Below are 17,709 nucleotides of genomic sequence, written 5' to 3' on the forward strand. Positions count from 1 at the left end.
ATGAAGAAGGCGGACGTCGTCGAATTCTACCACCGGCTGGCGGAGGCAAACCCGCATCCCGAAACCGAGCTGGAATATCGCAACCCCTATACGCTGGTCGTCGCGGTCGCGCTGTCGGCGCAGGCGACCGATATCGGAGTGAACAAGGCCACGCGCGCGTTGTTCGCCGAGGTCGACACGCCCGAAAAAATGCTGGACCTGGGCGAGGACGGGCTGAAACAGCACATCAAGACGATCGGGCTGTTCAATACCAAGGCCAAGAACGTCATCGCCCTGTCGCAGATGCTCGTCGACGATTATGGCGGCCAAGTGCCCGAGGATCGCGAGGCGCTGGAACGTCTGCCGGGTGTCGGGCGCAAGACCGCCAATGTCGTGCTCAACGTCGCCTTCGGGCACGAGACCTTCGCGGTCGACACCCATATCTTCCGCGTGTGCAATCGCACGGGCTTGGCCAAAGGCAAGACGCCGCTCGCGGTCGAGTTGAAGCTCGACAAGGCCACGCCGGCGCCGTTTCGGGTCCATGCGCATCACTGGCTGATCCTGCACGGCCGCTATATCTGCAAGGCGCGCCGCCCCGAATGCTGGCGCTGCCCGGTCGAGGACCTGTGCGCCTATCGCCCCAAGCCCCCGGCGCCAGGGGCCGGGAGCGGAAAAGCGGCGGCGTCGTAAAAAGGGCTGGCGCGGTGGAACTGGCGATGCTAGTCGGCCAGCCCACGCACCCGTAGCTCAGCTGGATAGAGCGCTGCCCTCCGAAGGCAGAGGCCACAGGTTCGAATCCTGTCGGGTGCGCCAGCTTTTCCATTTTCAGTTGGCTTTCAAGTGCTTGGCGCTGTCACTGGCGAACCTTTCGCGAAGGTTCGCCATCAGCATTTCGCCTGCGGCGCTATCAGTGCTGTGATCGGTCCATGAGTTGATTGGTTGGTTCGAGCACTCTGCTTCGACGAAGCGCCGGGCAGCCGCCTTACGGCTTCCTCGCGGGAAGATGCATGGAAAGCCGCGACGCCACGCGATAAGAGCGCCCCGTCAGCGGAGTGCAGGCCCGTCCCGGCATTCCGCGCGTGGAGAAATGAGGCTGCTCGAGCAATGATTATTTCCGCCCCGACCGATTATCGGGAGGCCGCGCGTCGCCGCCTGCCGCCGTTCCTGTTTCACTATATTGATGGTGGTGCGAACGGCGAACATACGCTGCGCCATAATGTCGACGATCTGGCGGGGATCGAACTGCGCCAACGGGTGCTGCGCAACGTCGCTGATCTGAGCCTGGAGACCGAATTGTTCGGCACCTCGCTCGCCATGCCGGTCGTGCTGGCGCCGGTCGGACTGACCGGCATGTATGCGAGGCGCGGCGAGGTACAGGCGGCGCGGGCGGCGGCGGCGGCGCAGGTGCCGTTCACATTGTCGACCGTCTCGGTCTGCGCGATCCGGGAAGTGCAGGCAGCATCCTCCGCACCGATCTGGTTCCAGCTTTACGTGCTGAAGGACCGGGGCTTCATGCGCGATGCGCTGGAGCGGGCGCAGGCGGCGGGGGTGACGACCCTGGTCTTCACCGTCGATATGCCGGTCCCGGGATCGCGCTACCGCGATGCGCATTCGGGCATGTCGGGGCCGAACGCGGCGTTCCGGCGGATGGTGCAGGCGGCAACGCATCCGCGCTGGGCCTGGGATGTGGGGCTTCGCGGGCGGCCACATGATCTGGGCAATATCTCGGCCTATCGCGGCGCGCCGACCGCGCTGGAGGATTATATCGGCTGGCTGGGCGCCAATTTCGACCCCTCGATCGCGTGGCGCGACCTGGAATGGATTCGCGACATGTGGAAGGGCGCGATCGTGATCAAGGGCATTCTCGATCCCGAGGATGCGCGCGACGCGGTGCGGTTCGGCGCGAATGGGATCGTCGTGTCCAACCATGGCGGGCGGCAGCTGGACGGCGTTTCCTCGACCGCGCGCGCGCTGCCCCGCATCGCCGATGCGGTGGCGGGCGAGTTGAAGCTGCTGGCGGATTCGGGCGTGCGGTCCGGGCTGGATGTGGTCCGGATGCTGGCGCTGGGTGCGGATGCGGTGATGCTGGGCCGGGCATTCATCTATGCGCTGGCGGCGGACGGAGAAGCGGGCGTCGCCAACCTGCTGCGCCTGTTTGCGGCCGAGATGCGGGTCGCGATGACGCTGACCGGCGTGCGTACCATTGCGGAGATCGACCGGACGGCCTTGGCCTGACTCCTCCCCGGTACGGGGGAGGGGGACCGCCGCGAAGTGGTGGTGGAGGGGGGATAGCCGCACGGGTATTCCTGTGCGGCACGCCCCCTCCGTCAGGCCTATGGCCTGCCACCTCCCCGTGCCGGGGAGGATCGCTTAGCGCGGCATCTGTTGCAGCATCTGGATATGCTGCTGGACGATCGGCACCGCTGCTTGGGCGCTGGCCTTCAGCGCGGGGCGGTCGCCATTGGCGGCAAAGCTCCGGTGCAAGTCCAGCGCGGCCTGATGGGCGGGCAGCTGCTGACCGATATAGAGGCGGTCGAACCCGTCGGCCGAGGCGCGGCGAAGCTCGCCGATCGACGCCTCCGCCCCGCCGAGCTTGGGCGGCATGGGCTTCAGGCCATCCTGTTTGGCGGCGCGAACCGTCGCGGCGGTCGTCTGGGTATGATGATCGATCATCATCTGGGCGAATCGCCGGACGTCGTCATTGCGCGACTTTTGCAAGGCCAGCTTGCTGGAGGTGATCTCGTACAGATCGCTCATGCCTGCAGCCTTCACATAGGCGGCCGCCTGTGCCTTGGCAGCGGCGGGGGGCGGGGGCGGCGGGGTCTGCGCGGCGATCGGGGCGGCGGCAAAGCCGAGGGCAAGGGCGGCGGATAGGAATTTGGGCATGATGCTCTCCCGTAACGGACGTTGAAGCAACCGGCCGTTTGCCGCGCTGTTCCCGATAAATATCTGATTTATAATTCAGATCAGGGAGTTGGCGGGTGCGACGCCCCTTCAAAGGCACGGACGCGCAATATTAGCGCATGACACCGCCACATGCCGTCTGTTAGCCCTGTCACCATGCCCGTTTCGGCCGCCGCCTCCGCCCGCGAGATCCTCGTTCGATTGCACGACGTCATGGCGTCGCGTACCCCCGCCCAAGCCAAGCTGAACCAGGTGGTTCAGATCATCGGCGAGGCGATCGGCAGCGAGGTCTGCTCCATCTATCTCCTGCGCGAAGGGGTGTTGGAGCTGTTCGCGACCCGCGGACTGGCCGAGGAGGCGGTCCATGTCACCAAGCTGGCGCTGGGCGAGGGGCTGGTCGGCACCATCGCCGAGGATGTCGAGGTGCTGAACCTGGACGAAGCGGCCAGCCATCCCGACTTCGCCTACAAGCCCGAAACCGGCGAGGACCGGTTCCACAGCTTTGCGGGCGTGCCGATCATCCGGCGCGAACGCGCGGTGGGCGTGCTGGCGGTCCAGCACAGCGAACCGCGCAAATACGCCGATGTCGAGATCGAAGCGCTGCAGACCGTCGCCATGGTCCTGTCCGAGCTGATCGCCAATGCCGGGCTGATCGACGCGGCGGGCGCGGGCGGCGCGCGGCCGCAGATGACCGCGACGATCCGGCTGAGCGGCCAGAAGCTCGTCGAGGGCATGGGCAGCGGCTTTGCCGTCTATCACCAGCCGCGTATCTTCATCGAGCACACGGTCGCCGAGGATATCGATGCCGAGCGGCGTCGTGTCTACGCCGCGTTCGACAAGATGCGCGAACAGATCGACCGCATGGCGCGCGAGGCGGAGTTCGGCGTCGCGGGCGAGCATGTCGAGGTCATCGAGACCTACAAGATGTTCGCTTATGACGAGGGCTGGGCGCGGCGCATCAACGAGGCGATCGACAGCGGCCTGACCGCCGAGGCGGCGATCGAGCGGGTGCAGCAGCGCACGCGCCAGCGGATGCGCCAGATCGACGATCCGCTGCTCGCCGACCGGATGCACGATCTGGAGGACCTGTCCAACCGGCTGCTCCGCATCGTGTCGGGCCAGATGGGGACGGCGGCGCAACTGGGGCTGCGGCAGGACACGATCCTGATCGCGCGCAACCTGGGTCCGGCCGAGCTGCTGGAATATGATCGCCGGCGGCTGAAAGGCGTGATCCTGGAAGAGGGATCGCTGACCGCGCATGTCATCATCGTCGCGCGCGCCATGGGCGTGCCGGTGCTGGGCCGGGTCAGCGACGTGCGCCGCCAGATCGCGGACGGCGACCAGTTGCTGCTCGACGTGGCGGAGGGCAGCGTGCTCGTCCGCCCGACCGCTGCTATGGAGGAGGCGTTCGAAGCCAAGCTGGCGCTGCGCCAGAAGCGGCGCGCGGCGTTCGCGGCGCTGCGGGACGTACCGCCGGTCACGAAGGATGGGCACCGCGTCACCCTGATGGTCAATGCGGGCCTGCGCGACGATGCCGCCGCGCTCGACACCACGGGCGCCGACGGGATCGGGCTGTTCCGCACCGAGTTCCAGTTCCTGGTGTCCGCCACCCTGCCGCAGCGCGAGCGGCAGCAGCGGCTGTACCGCGACGTGATGGAGGCGGCGGGCGACCGGCCGGTGATTTTCCGCACCATCGACATCGGCGGCGACAAGGCCTTGCCCTATCTCAACACCGATCCGGGGGACGAGGAGAACCCGGCGATGGGCTGGCGCGCGCTGCGCCTGGCGCTGGAGCGCGACGGGTTGATGAAAGCGCAGGCGCGCGCGCTGATCGAGGCGGGATCGGGGCGGACGCTCAACATCATGTTCCCGATGGTGTCGGAGGCATGGGAGTTCGACGAGGCCAAGGCGTTGTTCGAGGCGCAGCGGGCCTGGCTGGGCTCGCGCGGGCGTCGCCTGCCGCTCGACGTCCGCTACGGCGCGATGCTGGAAGTGCCTGCGCTGGCGGAACAGCTCGACCTGATCCTGCCGAATGTCGATTTCCTGTCGATCGGCACCAACGACCTGACCCAGTTCCTGTTCGCCGCCGATCGCGCCAACCCCAAGCTGGCCGAGCGCTATGACTGGCTCAGCCCCTCGATCCTGCGCTTCATGCGACGGGTGGTCGAGCCTGCACGCGCGGCGGGTGTGCCGATCGGGGTGTGCGGCGAGATGGGCGGCCGTCCGCTGGAGGCCATGGCGCTGATTGGCCTCGGCATCGACCGGCTGTCGATCACCCCGGCGGCGGTCGGTCCGGTCAAGGCGATGATCCGCTCGCTCGACCGGGAGGCGATCACCGCCGAGGTAGCGCGGCTGCTGGCGCATCCGGTGCGTGACATGCGTGGGGCGCTTGGTGCCTGGGCTGCGACGAACGGTGTCGAATTGGCCTGATCCAAGTCAGGTGTTCGCGTTGACTTGATCCCAACCGTCTGAAAGAACGACCGCGATCATGGGGTGGGCCATGGTCGCTTCGGAGTTGAGAATGGACGAGGTCAATCCCGGCCACGATGCCGCACCGGCGGCACCTGCCCGCGCCGGTGACGTCCTGCGCACGGCGCGTGAGGCGCAGGGGCTTTCGCTGGGCGATATCGGTGCGCGCACGCGTATCCCCAGTCGTCATCTCGCGGCGATCGAGGCTTCCGATTATCAGAGCCTGCCCTCGGCCACCTATGCTGTCGGCTTCGCCAAGGCCTATGCCCGCGCGGTCGGGGCGGACGAGGTCGCGATCGCCCAGGCCGTGCGCGCCGATGTCGACCGGCTGGGTCGCCGCGTGACCGAATATGTGCCGCAGGACATTGCCGACCCTGCCCGCGTGCCATCGCGCGGACTGGCGATCGTCGGCGTCGGCCTGGCGCTGGCGCTGCTCATCATCGCCGGCCTGTGGTACGGTACCGATCTGTTCCGCCGCGACCGCACCGCGCAGGAGGTCCCCGCCGCGACCCCGCTGACCAACGGCACCGCGCCCGCACCCGCTCCGGCACCCAGCCCGACGCCAATAACGGGGGGCAAGGTCGTGCTGACCGCCAAGGGCGAGGTCTGGCTGCGCGTTTATGACGCCGACAACGTCACGCTGAAAATGGGCACGTTGAAGCCCGGCGAAAGCTATGAGGTGCCCGCCACTGCCAAGGGACCGCTGCTCAATGTCGGTCGCCCCGACAAGCTGGCGGTGACACTGAACGGTCAGGCGATCCCTGCGTTGGGCGATGGATCGCGCGCGATCAAGGATGTGCCGCTCGATCCGCAGGCGATCGGTGCCCGTCTGTCGGGCGCTCCAGCGACCGCGGCCACCGTCGCGCCGACCCTCCGCACCCCGTTGCGCGAGCGTTCCGAGCAGCGTGCAACGCCGAGCGCCGGCGGCGAAACGGGCCGTGATGTCCCGACGCCCGCGGCGACGCCTTCGCCCGCCACCACGGCACCAGCGGATCTGTAAGGGCCTGAATCTTAAGGCTGGCGACAGCCGGGCAGGGTAGGATAGCCTTGTCCCTTTCATAACCAGCCCACCGGGGGGGTGAAACCGATGCGTAACCTGTTGTTGGCCGGGGTCGCGGCCGTCATGATCCTGCCGACCGCTGCCATTGCCCAATCCAATGTCGAAGGCCGGGTCGGCAAGCTGGAAAGCGAGATGCGCGCCGTCCAGCGCAAGGTCTTCCCGAACGGCGCGGGCGGTTATGTCCAGCCCGAGATAACCGCGCCGCACACCCAAACGCAGGCGCCGGGCGTACCCGCGTCCAGCGCTCTGTCCGACCTGACCTCGCGCGTGACCTCGCTGGAGGAGCAGATGGCGGGCCTGACCGGCCAGATCGAACAGAATGGTTATCGCACCCGCCAGCTTCAGGATCAGTTCGACGCCTATAAGCGCGCGACCGAAGCGCGGTTGAAGGCGCTGGAGTCCGGCCCCGCGCCGATCGCGCCTGCTGGCCAGAGTGCGCCGCTCGACACGCCCGCGCCCGCTGCTGCGACCGGATCGACCCGCCCGGTCAAGACCCCGGCGGCCCCCTCGGTGGTGACCGGCGATACCGCGACGGCGGGTCCGGCCGCGACCGGTGGTGCGGCGGTTGAGAAGCCGTCGACCGGCGATCCGGCCGAGGATGCCTATCTCTATGGCTATCGCCTGTGGCAGGCCAAGCGCTATCCCGAGGCCGAAGCCGCGTTGAAAAAGATGGTCGCCGACTATCCCAAGAGCCGCCGCGCCAGCTTCGCGCAGAACCTGCTGGGTCGCAGCTATCTCGACTCCGGCAAGCCCAGCCTTGCCTCGATGGCCTTCTATGAAAATTATAAGAAATTTCCGGACGGCGAGCGCGCGCCCGACAGCCTGCTCTATCTGGGTCAGGCGCTGACCAAGCTCAACAAGCCCGCCGATGCCTGCAAGGTCTATGACGAACTGTCCGACGTGTACGGTGCCAAGCTGTCCGCCGCGATGAAGTCGCAGATCGCCAGTGGGCGCAGCGCGGCCAAGTGCCAGTGATGTAAACGCATTCCTCCCCTGCAAGGGGAGGGGGGGACCATGCGCAATATGGTGGAGGGGTGTCCCGCTAACGAGGGGGCGGCACCCCTCCTTCTGGGCTTCGCTCCGCCGCCACCCCTTGTCGGGTAGGAATGAGCCCGCAACCACCTTCCGGGATCGCAAAACCTCTTGCACTGGTGCAGCCGAAGGGCCAGAGCGCGCGCATCCCTGACCAGTTTTGAGAGCATCATGGCCACCGATGCCACGGCCGACGATCAGATTGCGCGCTTCGCCGCCGATCTGACGCTTCTTCACGATCCCCACGCCGATCCGGCGCCCCTGTTGCTGGCGGTGTCCGGCGGTCCCGACAGCATGGCGATGCTGACGTTGGCGGCCGCGGCGTTTCCCGGGCGAATTGCGGCGGCGACGGTCGACCACGGCCTGCGCGCCGAAGCAGCGGACGAAATGCGAATGGTGGCCAATCATTGCACGACGCTGGGCGTGCCGCATCATGGCCTGCGCCCCGAAACGGCGATCGCGGGGGCGAGCATTCAGTCCCAGGCGCGCGAAGCCCGCTATGCCCTGCTCGCCGCGCAGGCGCGGGCGATCGGCGCGGCGGCGGTCCTGACCGCGCATCATGCCGATGACCAGGCCGAAACCTTCCTGATGCGCGCCGCGCGCGGGGCGGGGCTGTCGGGCCTGTCGGGGGTGCGCGCACGGACGGTGATCGCGGACGCGGTCGTGCTGCGTCCGCTGCTCGACTGGCGACGCGCCGAACTGCGGCGGATTGTCCGTCGTGCCGAGGCGCCGTTTGTCGACGATCCCGCCAATCACGATCCGCGCCACGACCGCACGCGCTTCCGCCAGTTGCTCGACGGGCATGAATGGCTGGGCGTGGCGCAACTCGCGCGCGCGGCGGCGCAACTGGCCGAGGCGGATACCGATCTGCGCGCGACGGTCGAATGGTTGTGGCACGAGCGGGCGCAGATCGACGGCGACAATGTCCGCATTCAGGCGGCCGACCTGCCGCGTGAGCTCGGGCGGCGGCTGGCCCGCCGTGCGATCGGCACGGTGCGCGCCATCGCCGGGATCGAGGCGCCGGCCTGGAGCGACGGGAGCAATATCGAAAAGCTGCTCGAATCGCTGGCGCATGGCAGCCGTGCGACCCAGGCCGGGGTAATTGCCAGCGTCCGCTCCGGCGTCTGGCGCTTCCGGCCCGCGCCCCCGAGGAAGACAGGCTGATCCTCCCCGGTGCCGGGCGGATTGCTTTTGTCCCGATCACAATGATCGGTGTTGTTCCATTGCCATTAACCTCGCCATGCCTATCTTGAGGGCTGAAAGGTATCCGGCACCGATGAACGATAACGACAAGCAGCAGAGCCCCGATCCCAATGGGGGCGGCAACCCCTGGATGAAGAGCCTGTTGATCTGGGTGGGCATCCTGATGGCGCTCGCCTTGTTCGTCAGCCTGTCGGGCGCGGGATCCTCGGCGCAGAGCGGCAATCAGATCGAATATTCCACCTTCCTCGACAAGGTGGACGAGGGCACGGTGAAGACCGCGACCATCTCGCGCGACTCGATCACTGGCCAGCTCTCGTCGGGCGAAAAGTTCCGCACGACCCCGGTCCCCGATTCGCAGCTGATCCCGCGTCTGCGGGAAAAGGGCGTGACCTTCACGGCGAAGACCGAGGAAGGGCCGTCCATCTGGATGCTGATGCTCTATAATTCGCTGCCGTTCCTGCTGTTCATCGGCATCGCCTTCTTCGTGCTGCGCCAGATGCAGAAGGGCGGCGGGGCGAGCGGCGCGATGGGCTTCGGCAAGAGCCGCGCGCGCATGCTGACCCAGAAGGAAGGCAAGGTCACTTTCGACGATGTGGCCGGTATCGACGAAGCGCGCGAGGAACTGCAGGAGATCGTCGAGTTCCTGAAGGACCCGTCGAAGTTCGCGCGGCTGGGTGGCAAGATTCCGAAGGGTGCCCTGCTGGTCGGCTCGCCCGGTACCGGCAAGACGCTGCTCGCCCGCGCCATTGCGGGTGAGGCGGGCGTGCCCTTTTTCACCATCTCGGGTTCGGACTTTGTCGAGATGTTCGTCGGCGTCGGCGCGAGCCGCGTGCGCGACATGTTCGAGCAGGCCAAGAAGTCGGCGCCGTGCATCGTCTTCATCGACGAAATCGACGCCGTCGGCCGTCATCGCGGTGCGGGCCTGGGCAATGGCAATGATGAGCGCGAGCAGACGTTGAACCAGCTGCTGGTCGAGATGGATGGTTTCGAGGCCAATGAGGGCATCATCATCATCGCCGCGACCAACCGTCCCGACGTGCTCGACCCCGCGCTGCTGCGTCCGGGCCGCTTCGACCGCCAGGTCGTGGTGCCGCGCCCCGACATCGATGGCCGCGTGAAGATCCTCGAAGTCCATATGAAGAAGGTGCCGCTCGCCCCCGACGTCGACGCCCGCGTCATCGCGCGCGGCACGCCGGGCTTCTCGGGCGCCGACCTCGCCAACCTCGTCAACGAAGCCGCGCTGATGGCGGCGCGCAAGGGCAAGCGCCTGGTCGCCAGTGCCGAGTTCGAGGAAGCCAAGGACAAGGTCATGATGGGCGCGGAGCGCCGCTCCATGGTCATGACCGAGGACGAGAAGCGGATGACCGCCTATCACGAAGCGGGCCATGCGATCATCGCGCTGCACGAACCGGCGTCGGATCCGATCCACAAGGCGACGATCATCCCGCGCGGCCGTGCGCTGGGTATGGTGATGCGCCTGCCGGAACGCGACTCGTACAGCTATCACCGCGACAAGATGTACGCGAACCTGGCGGTCGCCATGGGCGGTCGCGTGGCCGAGGAGATCATCTTCGGCTATGACAAGGTGTCGAGCGGCGCCAGCGGCGACATCCAGTACGCCACGGGTCTGGCCCGCGACATGGTCACCAAATGGGGCATGTCGGACAAGGTAGGCCCGGTCGAATATGCGCAGCCGGAAGGCGAGAGCTTCCTGGGCTATTCGTCCAGCCAGCCGGTGCGCATGTCCAACCAGACCGCGCAACTGATCGACGACGAGATCAAGTCGATCGTCGAGGGCGGGCTGCACCGCGCCAAGCATGTGCTGACCGAGCATGTCGATCAGCTCCATCTGCTGGCCGGAGCGCTGCTCGAATATGAGACTCTGTCGGGCGACGAGATCAAGAAGCTGATCGCGGGCGACGATATCGGTCGCGACGATCCCAAGACGAAGAGCGTGCCGATCGCCAAGGCGGGGACCTCGATCCCCAAGACACGGCGTGGCGCGGGTCCGTTCGGATCGCCGAGCCCGCTGGGGGCCTGATCGTTCCGGCAAGATGACCAAAGGGCCGTCCCTGATGAAGGGGCGGCCCTTTTGTTTTGGGATGGCGAGAGCGCCAGCCCGTAGGCTTCGACTGCCAGGCGCGAACGGAAGGAAGGCGAACGGCTTTTATAAGCGGTGCTTCCCGAAAGGGCGGGCGGCTCCCGACCCGTCCTCGGTCGGTTCGGTCTGAGCGAAGGCGAAGGCTCGGTACCGACCCCGCCCAATCAAGCCTAGCCCGAGACCGCGCACGCCTCTAAACTCCTTATCAGGATCGCGAGAATGTCGGTGCCCATGCCGGACCCGCGATCATGAGTGGAGGATGCCCGCATGACCGATATCCCCCCGGCCGACTCGCTGCGCGACCGCGCGGTCCGAATCTATGACGCCTTCACCCATGAGCATCACGACCGGCGGACGCTGCTGCGCCAGATGACCGCCCTGGCCGGATCGGTGGCGGCGGCCGAAGCGCTGATCCTGGGCATCGCCGCCAGCCCTGCGGCAGCGGCGATCACCGATCCGCACGACGCACGACTGCGCATCGACCGCCGCGAGGGGATGGAGGCCGGGGCGCGCTCGGCCGCCTATCTCGCCAGCCCCAAGGGCGTGACGAAGCGGCTGGGAACGGTGCTGGTCATCCATGAAAATCGCGGGCTGACCCCGCATATCGAAGATGTCGCGCGACGGGTGGCGCTCGCCGGGTTCCATGCGGTCGCCCCCGACCTACTCGCGCCGCAAGGGGGGACCCCGGCGGACGAGGATCGCGCGCGGACGCTGATCGGGACGCTCGACTATGATCTGGCACTAGCTCAAGCGCGGGCGATGATAGCCCATGCTGCCGCCGACAGGACGGGGACTGGCCGGGCGGGCGCGGTAGGGTTCTGCTGGGGCGGGGCGTTCGTCAATCGGCTGGCCGTGGCGGCCGGCTCGGCGCTGTCGGCGGGCGTGGCCTATTATGGACCCGCGCCGAATCCCAGTGAGGCGGCGAAGGTCCAGTCGCCGCTGATGCTCCATTATGCAGGCAAGGATGCGCGGGTGAATGCGACCGGCGAGCCCTGGGTCGCGGCGCTGCGTCAGGCGGGGCGACCGGTCGAGGCCTTCACCTATCCGGGCGTCAACCATGCCTTCAACAATGACGGCTCGGCCGAACGTTATAACGCCGCGGCCGCGACCCAGGCTTGGGTGCGGACGATCGCCTTCCTGCACCGTCATCTCGACCGGGCCTGAACCAATCACCTCAACATCGCCATGGAGCGCGTATGACTGCCGACCTGACGCTGTATACCAACCCCCAGTCGCGCGGCCGCATCGCGCGGTGGATGCTGGAGGAGACGGGTGCGGCTTATGAGGCCATCGTGCTGGATTACGGATCGACGATGATCGCGCCCGAATACCGTGCGATCAACCCGATGATGAAGGTGCCTGCCATCGTCCATATGGGGCAGGTGGTAACCGAAACGGCGGCGATCTGTGCCTATCTGGCCGACGCCTTTCCCGATGCCGAGCTTGCGCCCCTATCCCATGAGCGGGCGGGTTATTATCGTTGGCTGTTCTTCGCCGCCGGGCCTTTGGAGGCGGCGATCACCAACCGCGCCATGGGCGTGACCCCTACCAACGAGCAACAGCGCATGGCGGGCTATGGCGATTTCGATCGGGTCGTCGGGGTCGTGGACGCGGCGGTGGCCGAGCATCCCTATATCGCCGGTGAGCGTTTCACGGCGGCGGACGTGTATCTGGGGGCGCAGCTGATGTGGTTCACCCAGTTCGGGTTGATCCCCAAGACCGACGCGATCATGACCTATATCGGCCGATTGCGGGACCGTCCGGCGCATCGACGCGCCACGGCGCTGGATGATGGCATCGCGGACGACGACTGATGGCGACCGATCAGCACGAGGCGGAGGAGCGGGCGCGTTCGGCATTCTCGCGGGCAACGCGCAGCAATTCGAGCCCGGCAGCAATGTGATTGCCCGCCAGCGGCTGGTCCAGCGCATCCGCGCCGTCCATTGCCGCTTGGGCAAAAGCGATGACCTGTTCGAAGGTAACGCATTGCTCGCTCATTACATTTTCCGTTCGAATCCTCGGGCGCCTGGCGGTCCCCTACGGCCATAAACGCGCATGGCGGTAAATGTTCACGCGATACGTGATGGGTCACAAAGTCGCGGAACTGTCCCCCGGTGACACACCGGGGGCGCATGGGGTCTCAGCGCATCAGCACCAGTTCCTCCGACATGGTCGGATGCAGCGCGACGGTGGCATCGAACTGCGCCTTGGTCAGCCCCGCCTTCACCGCGATGGCGGCCGCCTGAAGGATTTCGGGCACATCGGGGCCAATCATGTGCAGTCCGACCACCCGGCCCGTGTCGCCGTCGCACACCATCTTGTACAGGGCGCGCTCCTCGCGGCCCGCCAGCACATTCTTCATCGGACGGAAGTCGGAAGTATAGACCCGCACCGATCCCAGCATCTGCTTGGCCTGCGCCTCGGTCATGCCGACGCCGGCCATCGGGGGGTGGCTGAATACCGCCGCCGGAATGCAGTCATAATCGACGCGAGTCGGTTTGTTGCCGAACACCGTGTCGGCAAAGGCCTGTCCCTCACGGATGGCGACGGGGGTCAGCTGCACGCGGTTGGTCACGTCGCCGACCGCGAAGATGCTGGGACAGGTGGACCGGTTGTCCTCATCCACCTTGACCGCGCCATGATCGTCCAACTCGACGCCCGCCTTCTCCAGCCCAAGGCCATGGGTGTTAGGCATCCGGCCGGTAGCGAACATCACCAGGTCGACCTCGATCGGCGCATGGTTCGACATGGAGACCCTGAGCGAACCGTCGGCCTGCTTCTCGATCCCCTCGAAGGTGGCGTCGAAGCGGAACTCGATCCCCTTCATCATGGAAATCTGGAGCAATCGGTCACGGATCGTCAGGTCGTAGCCGCGCAGGATATCCTTGCTGCGGTTGATGAGCGTCACATGCGCGCCGAACTGGTGGAACACGCCCGCAAATTCATTGGCAATATAGCCCGCCCCTGCGATCAGCACGCGTTTGGGGATCGAGTCCAGATGGAACGCTTCGTTCGAGGTGATGCCATGTTCGTGGCCGGGGCAAGACGGGACGGCCGGATGCGCGCCGACCGCGATCAGGATCTTGTCGGCGGTCTTCTCTGTCCCGTCGGCCAGGCGGACGCTGTGCGGCCCGGTAACGGTTGCGCGCTGGTCGATGATCTCGACATTGTGGCTCTCCAGCGTCTTTTTATATGCACCGTTGAGACGGTCGACCTCCGCCAGGACATTGTCGCGTAGCGTCTGCCACGAAAACTCGCAGTCGCTCGGCACCTGCCAGCCGAAGCGGCGGGCGTCCTTCAGATCTTCGGCGAAATGCGCGCCATAGACGAGCAGCTTCTTGGGCACGCAGCCCCGGATGACGCAGGTCCCGCCGACGCGATATTCCTCGGCCACCGCCACACGCGCGCCATGCGCCGCCGCCACCCGCGACGCGCGGGTGCCGCCTGAGCCCGCGCCGATGACGAACAGGTCATAGTCATAGTCAGCCATGGGATCGGTTCTCCGGGAAATCAGATGTGCAGGGTGCGCCCCGCTTAAAAGCACAACGGGGAACGCCGAGCCAAGTTCAGCGTCCCCCTGACAGTGATCGGAAACTTCGATCCTCCCCGGCGGGGAGGGGGACCATGCGTAGCATGGTGGAGGGGGCGTTCCACAAAGGCTGTCCTGTGAGGAAGCCCCCCCCTCTTTCAGACCTGCGGCCTGCCACCTCCCCGCGAGCGCGGAAGATTATTACGCGCCGAACGCCCGCTGGATCAAATCCTCGGTCGAGGGATCGAATTCCTGCCCGCCCTGGTCGGCGGCCTTGGCCATTTCCTTGCCCAATTCGACGCCGAACTGGTCGAAGCTGTTGATGCCGAGCAGGACGCCGTTCACGAATACGCGATGCTCGTAGAAGGCGATCAGTGCGCCCAGCGTGCGCGGGTCAAGCGTATCGAGCAGGATGGTCGAAGACGGCCGATCGCCCGAATAGCTGCGTGCGGGGTCATCGACCTTCTTGCCCTTCATCAGCGCGGCACCTTGCGCGAACGCGTTGAGCAGCAGCTGGCGATGGTGATCGTCGCTCAGTACATCGCCCGGCTCGATCACCGCGATGAACTCGACGGGGACGAGGTGGGTGCCCTGGTGGAGCAGCTGGAACACCGCATGTTGCGCATCGGTGCCGACCCCGCCCCAGGTGATCGCCGCGGTGGGGCGGCCTACGGCCTCGCCATCGACGGTCACGCCCTTGCCGTTCGACTCCATCTCCAACTGCTGGAGATAGGAGGGCAGGAGGCGCAGCCGCTCGTCATAGGCGAAGGGCGCGCGCGTCTCGGCATGGCGGACCTGGGTATAATAGAGGTCGGCAAAGGCGGCGAGCGCGGGGGCGTTCTGCGCCAGGTCGGTCAGGCGGAAATGGCGATCCATCTCGGCCGCGCCTTCCAGCAATTCCTCGAACGCGTCCCAGCCAAGGCCCAGCGCGGCGGGGAAACCGATGGTCGACCAGAGCGAATAGCGCCCCCCCACCGATTCGGCGAAGGACAGGATGCGGGTTTCGTCCACGCCCCATTCGACTGCCTTGTCGGGGTTGGCGGTCAGCGCGATGACGCGGCCATAGGGGTCCTCGACGCCGTTCTCGGTCATCCACTGCAGCGCCGAGGTGGCGTTGAGCATCGTCTCGGTGGTGGTGAAGGTCTTGGACGCGACCACCAGCAGCGTGGCGGCGGGATCGAAGCGCTTGAACACCTCCTCCAGCGCGACGCCGTCGACGTTCGATACGATCGCCACGTCGTAACGGTCGGTATCGCGGCCCAGCGCATCGACCAGCAGGTCGGGACCGAGCGCCGAGCCGCCGATGCCGATGTGCAGGACATGGCGGATCGGCCCCAGCGCTTCTGCCTCGATGGCGTCGATCAGCGCGCGCATCCGGGCGTGCGAGGCGCGGGCCGTGGCGACGCTTTCGGGGTTGCCCTCGCCACGCTCGGCGGTGTGCTCGACCGCGCGGCCCTCGGTGACGTTGACGACCTCGCCGCCGAACAGGGCATCGCGCTTGGCAGCGAGCCCCTTGGCCTTGGCCAGCTCCACGAAGGCGGCGACGGCTTCGGGGGTCAGATGGGTCTTGGACCAGTCGAAATGGATACCCGCCACATCAAGGCTGAGCGACGCCAGCCGGTTGGGATCATTCGCGAAAAGATCGAGAAGCGGGGTCTGCGGGAGCGATTCGATCGTCGACCAGTCGGCAGCCATGATGCCTGTTCCTTCCTTGACGTGCCCGGTGGGGCTTTCCCTACGGCGTTAGCCAAAGCGCGTGCGCAAAGCCAAGCCTTAGATTGGTATGGCGGGGACGGGGTGGGCCGGACAACAGACGGGATGACGATATTGTCATTGGGCACTGGCAATAATCATGTCATTCTCCCGGCGTATCGACGGTTTTGACGTCGGACCTGGAGGGGGAAAATGATGCGCGGTCGAACGATCCCGATCTGGGTGGGCATGGCCATCATGGCGGGTAGCATTCTGCCGCAAATCGCCTCGGCTGCCGCCGAACCAAAGCCGCCCCTCGCGCCGTCCTCGAAATGGCAAGTGGACTATGCCCCGACCGAATGTCGCCTGATGCGGAACTTTGGCGAGGGCAAGGATCAGATCCTGTTGCAGATCAGCCGATACGATCTTCGCGACCGATTGGAGATGGGGTTGGCGGGCCGGTCTTTCCCGGTGACGGACGACCGGCAATCCGTATCCGTGTCGACCACCACGGTCGCCGAAGTGCCCGGTATGCACGCCCAGGGCTTCGCTGGCACGAGCGGCGGGCTGGCCACGCTCCGCTTCCAGCCCGATGTCGATCTGCCCAAGGCACTGCGCAGCGACGTGGACGCCGGCCAGCCGACGATCCTCGGTATCCGCTTCGTCGGTCGCTATGCCGCGCGTTTCGATCTCGGGTCGATGAAGAGTCCGCTCGCGGCGCTCGACAAATGCGCGGACAATCTGATCGCGTCCTGGGGGCTCGATCCTGCGCAGCAGCGTCAGCTCGAGAATATGCCGGAGCCCGTGGAAAACCCGGCCAACTGGTTCCGGCCGGAGGACTATCCCTCCGGCTTGAACCATATGGGCATGGGAGGCGCCGTCATCATCCGCCTGCTCGTCGGCGCGGATGGCACCGTCCAGAAATGCGAAGTCACCAAATCGGGCGGCGACAAGGCTTTTCAGGACGCGACCTGCGCCGCGGCGACCAAGCGCGCGAAGTTCCGACCCGCCGTCGCCGCCGATGGCCAGCCCGTCGCCTCGGTCTGGATCAACCGCATCAACTGGAAACCCGGCGCGCCGTTCTTCGTGTTCCGTTGATCATCGTAGGGCGGACGAGTTGGTCCGCCCATGGTCGGGTCAGCGATGCTTCCCCGCCACCGGATCGCGTACCACGCCGACATCGGTGAAGCGTTTCGGTTCGGCGGGGTGGGGGGCGGGCTCCGCCAGTTCGCGCTGCCAATATCCGACATCGATCCAGCGGCCATGCTTATGGCCGACCTCGCGAAACACGCCCGCGCGGCGAAAGCCGACCGCTTCGTGCAACTTGATCGAGCCATCATTGGGCAGCGCGATCACGCCCATGGCCTGGGTGAAGCCTTGCGCGGTCAGCGTGTCCACCAGCGCTTCGTAAAGAAGCCGCCCGACGCCCGAACGCTGCGACACGTCGGCGACATAGATGGTGGTCTCGACTACCCAGCGATAGGCCTCACGCTCGCGGAACCGGGCGGCATAGGCATAGCCGATCACGCCTTCCTCATGTCCATTTTCGTCAGAGAGTGTCGCGACGATCCAGGGATAGAGGCCATCGGCCCCTTCCATCCGCGCGCGCATCATGTCGGCGTCGGGAGCCTGAGTCTCGAACGAGACGACACCGGCCAGCACATGCGGGGCATAGATGGCGGCGATGGCGGCGGCGTCTTCGGGGCGGGCGGCGCGGATGGCGATCATGCGGGGGGCGTC

15 protein-coding genes and 1 tRNA gene are annotated in these 17,709 nt (G+C 66.5%); 11 read left to right on the plus strand and 5 right to left on the minus strand.

The window, feature by feature from the left end:
- From nth to lldD, 3 genes are all read left to right on the plus strand, one after another.
- Nucleotides 1-669, plus strand: a complete 669-nt coding sequence (gene nth, locus GGR45_RS08310) for an endonuclease III (RefSeq protein WP_175311567.1) — start codon at nt 1-3, stop codon at nt 667-669.
- A 46-nt stretch (nt 670-715) separates the two neighbouring features.
- A tRNA-Arg gene (locus GGR45_RS08315) sits at nt 716-792 on the plus strand.
- Nucleotides 793-1,083: 291 nt separating this feature from the next.
- Entirely contained in the window at nt 1,084-2,214 is a 1,131-nt protein-coding gene (gene lldD, locus GGR45_RS08320) for an FMN-dependent L-lactate dehydrogenase LldD (protein ID WP_175311566.1), read from the plus strand.
- A gap of 135 nt (nt 2,215-2,349) precedes the next feature.
- Here the strand turns inward: lldD and GGR45_RS08325 are convergent, their stop codons facing one another.
- Nucleotides 2,350-2,865, minus strand: coding sequence for a DUF4142 domain-containing protein (locus GGR45_RS08325; RefSeq protein ID WP_175311565.1), 516 nt, complete (start codon nt 2,863-2,865; stop codon nt 2,350-2,352).
- A gap of 174 nt (nt 2,866-3,039) precedes the next feature.
- Between GGR45_RS08325 and ptsP the strand changes: the two genes are divergently transcribed.
- From ptsP to GGR45_RS08360, 7 genes are all read left to right on the plus strand, one after another.
- On the plus strand, nt 3,040-5,313 hold the full coding sequence (ptsP, locus tag GGR45_RS08330; RefSeq protein ID WP_175311784.1) for a phosphoenolpyruvate--protein phosphotransferase: 2,274 nt from the start codon (nt 3,040-3,042) through the stop codon (nt 5,311-5,313).
- Between the two features lie 70 nt (nt 5,314-5,383).
- A complete protein-coding gene (locus GGR45_RS08335) occupies nt 5,384-6,352 on the plus strand; it encodes a helix-turn-helix domain-containing protein (protein WP_175311564.1) in 969 nt (322 codons plus the stop codon).
- Between the two features lie 87 nt (nt 6,353-6,439).
- Entirely contained in the window at nt 6,440-7,387 is a 948-nt protein-coding gene (locus GGR45_RS08340) for a tetratricopeptide repeat protein (protein ID WP_175311563.1), read from the plus strand.
- 228 nt (nt 7,388-7,615) lie between these two features.
- Nucleotides 7,616-8,608, plus strand: a complete 993-nt coding sequence (gene tilS / locus GGR45_RS08345; RefSeq protein WP_175311562.1) for a tRNA lysidine(34) synthetase TilS — start codon at nt 7,616-7,618, stop codon at nt 8,606-8,608.
- A gap of 112 nt (nt 8,609-8,720) precedes the next feature.
- Nucleotides 8,721-10,688 carry an ATP-dependent zinc metalloprotease FtsH gene (gene ftsH, locus GGR45_RS08350; protein WP_175311561.1) on the plus strand — a complete coding sequence of 656 codons (1,968 nt, stop codon included), beginning with the start codon at nt 8,721-8,723 and terminating at the stop codon, nt 10,686-10,688.
- Nucleotides 10,689-11,015: 327 nt separating this feature from the next.
- The gene (locus tag GGR45_RS08355; RefSeq protein WP_175311560.1) at nt 11,016-11,912 is read left to right on the plus strand and encodes a dienelactone hydrolase family protein; all 897 of its coding nucleotides are present in this window, start codon (nt 11,016-11,018) and stop codon (nt 11,910-11,912) included.
- 32 nt (nt 11,913-11,944) lie between these two features.
- Nucleotides 11,945-12,562 carry a glutathione S-transferase family protein gene (locus GGR45_RS08360; protein ID WP_175311559.1) on the plus strand — a complete coding sequence of 206 codons (618 nt, stop codon included), beginning with the start codon at nt 11,945-11,947 and terminating at the stop codon, nt 12,560-12,562.
- 10 nt (nt 12,563-12,572) lie between these two features.
- On the opposite strand, the gene GGR45_RS08365 is transcribed toward GGR45_RS08360, so the two are convergent.
- From GGR45_RS08365 to pgi, 3 genes are all read right to left on the minus strand, one after another.
- Nucleotides 12,573-12,746 (minus strand): hypothetical protein, encoded by a 174-nt coding sequence (locus tag GGR45_RS08365; protein WP_175311558.1) that lies wholly within the window; start codon nt 12,744-12,746, stop codon nt 12,573-12,575.
- 142 nt (nt 12,747-12,888) lie between these two features.
- The gene (gor, locus tag GGR45_RS08370) at nt 12,889-14,238 is read right to left on the minus strand and encodes a glutathione-disulfide reductase (RefSeq protein WP_175311557.1); all 1,350 of its coding nucleotides are present in this window, start codon (nt 14,236-14,238) and stop codon (nt 12,889-12,891) included.
- A gap of 240 nt (nt 14,239-14,478) precedes the next feature.
- Nucleotides 14,479-15,972 carry a glucose-6-phosphate isomerase gene (gene pgi, locus GGR45_RS08375; RefSeq protein ID WP_175311556.1) on the minus strand — a complete coding sequence of 498 codons (1,494 nt, stop codon included), beginning with the start codon at nt 15,970-15,972 and terminating at the stop codon, nt 14,479-14,481.
- 210 nt (nt 15,973-16,182) lie between these two features.
- Here pgi and GGR45_RS08380 point away from each other — a divergent pair, with 210 nt between their 5' ends.
- Nucleotides 16,183-17,067: an energy transducer TonB gene (locus GGR45_RS08380; protein WP_175311555.1), complete on the plus strand. Its 885-nt coding sequence runs from the start codon at nt 16,183-16,185 to the stop codon at nt 17,065-17,067.
- A gap of 39 nt (nt 17,068-17,106) precedes the next feature.
- Here GGR45_RS08380 and GGR45_RS08385 read toward each other — a convergent pair whose 3' ends face one another.
- Nucleotides 17,107-17,697 (minus strand): GNAT family N-acetyltransferase, encoded by a 591-nt coding sequence (locus GGR45_RS08385; protein ID WP_175311554.1) that lies wholly within the window; start codon nt 17,695-17,697, stop codon nt 17,107-17,109.
- Between the last annotated feature and the right edge of the window lie 12 nt (nt 17,698-17,709).

It is taken from the genome of Sphingomonas zeae (assembly GCF_014197135.1).
Lineage (GTDB): Bacteria > Pseudomonadota > Alphaproteobacteria > Sphingomonadales > Sphingomonadaceae > Sphingomonas > Sphingomonas zeae.

Bases quoted from the DNA above. Each gene is read 5' to 3' on its own strand.
- nth (WP_175311567.1), top strand. From the start codon at position 1: ATGAAGAAGGCGGACGTCGTCGAATTCTACCACCGGCTGGCGGAGGCA.
- lldD (WP_175311566.1), top strand. From the start codon at position 1,084: ATGATTATTTCCGCCCCGACCGATTATCGGGAGGCCGCGCGTCGCCGC.
- GGR45_RS08325 (WP_175311565.1), bottom strand. From the start codon at position 2,865: ATGCCCAAATTCCTATCCGCCGCCCTTGCCCTCGGCTTTGCCGCCGCC.
- ptsP (WP_175311784.1), top strand. From the start codon at position 3,040: ATGCCCGTTTCGGCCGCCGCCTCCGCCCGCGAGATCCTCGTTCGATTG.
- GGR45_RS08335 (WP_175311564.1), top strand. From the start codon at position 5,384: ATGGTCGCTTCGGAGTTGAGAATGGACGAGGTCAATCCCGGCCACGAT.
- GGR45_RS08340 (WP_175311563.1), top strand. From the start codon at position 6,440: ATGCGTAACCTGTTGTTGGCCGGGGTCGCGGCCGTCATGATCCTGCCG.
- tilS (WP_175311562.1), top strand. From the start codon at position 7,616: ATGGCCACCGATGCCACGGCCGACGATCAGATTGCGCGCTTCGCCGCC.
- ftsH (WP_175311561.1), top strand. From the start codon at position 8,721: ATGAACGATAACGACAAGCAGCAGAGCCCCGATCCCAATGGGGGCGGC.
- GGR45_RS08355 (WP_175311560.1), top strand. From the start codon at position 11,016: ATGACCGATATCCCCCCGGCCGACTCGCTGCGCGACCGCGCGGTCCGA.
- GGR45_RS08360 (WP_175311559.1), top strand. From the start codon at position 11,945: ATGACTGCCGACCTGACGCTGTATACCAACCCCCAGTCGCGCGGCCGC.
- GGR45_RS08365 (WP_175311558.1), bottom strand. From the start codon at position 12,746: ATGAGCGAGCAATGCGTTACCTTCGAACAGGTCATCGCTTTTGCCCAA.
- gor (WP_175311557.1), bottom strand. From the start codon at position 14,238: ATGGCTGACTATGACTATGACCTGTTCGTCATCGGCGCGGGCTCAGGC.
- pgi (WP_175311556.1), bottom strand. From the start codon at position 15,972: ATGGCTGCCGACTGGTCGACGATCGAATCGCTCCCGCAGACCCCGCTT.
- GGR45_RS08380 (WP_175311555.1), top strand. From the start codon at position 16,183: ATGATGCGCGGTCGAACGATCCCGATCTGGGTGGGCATGGCCATCATG.
- GGR45_RS08385 (WP_175311554.1), bottom strand. From the start codon at position 17,697: ATGATCGCCATCCGCGCCGCCCGCCCCGAAGACGCCGCCGCCATCGCC.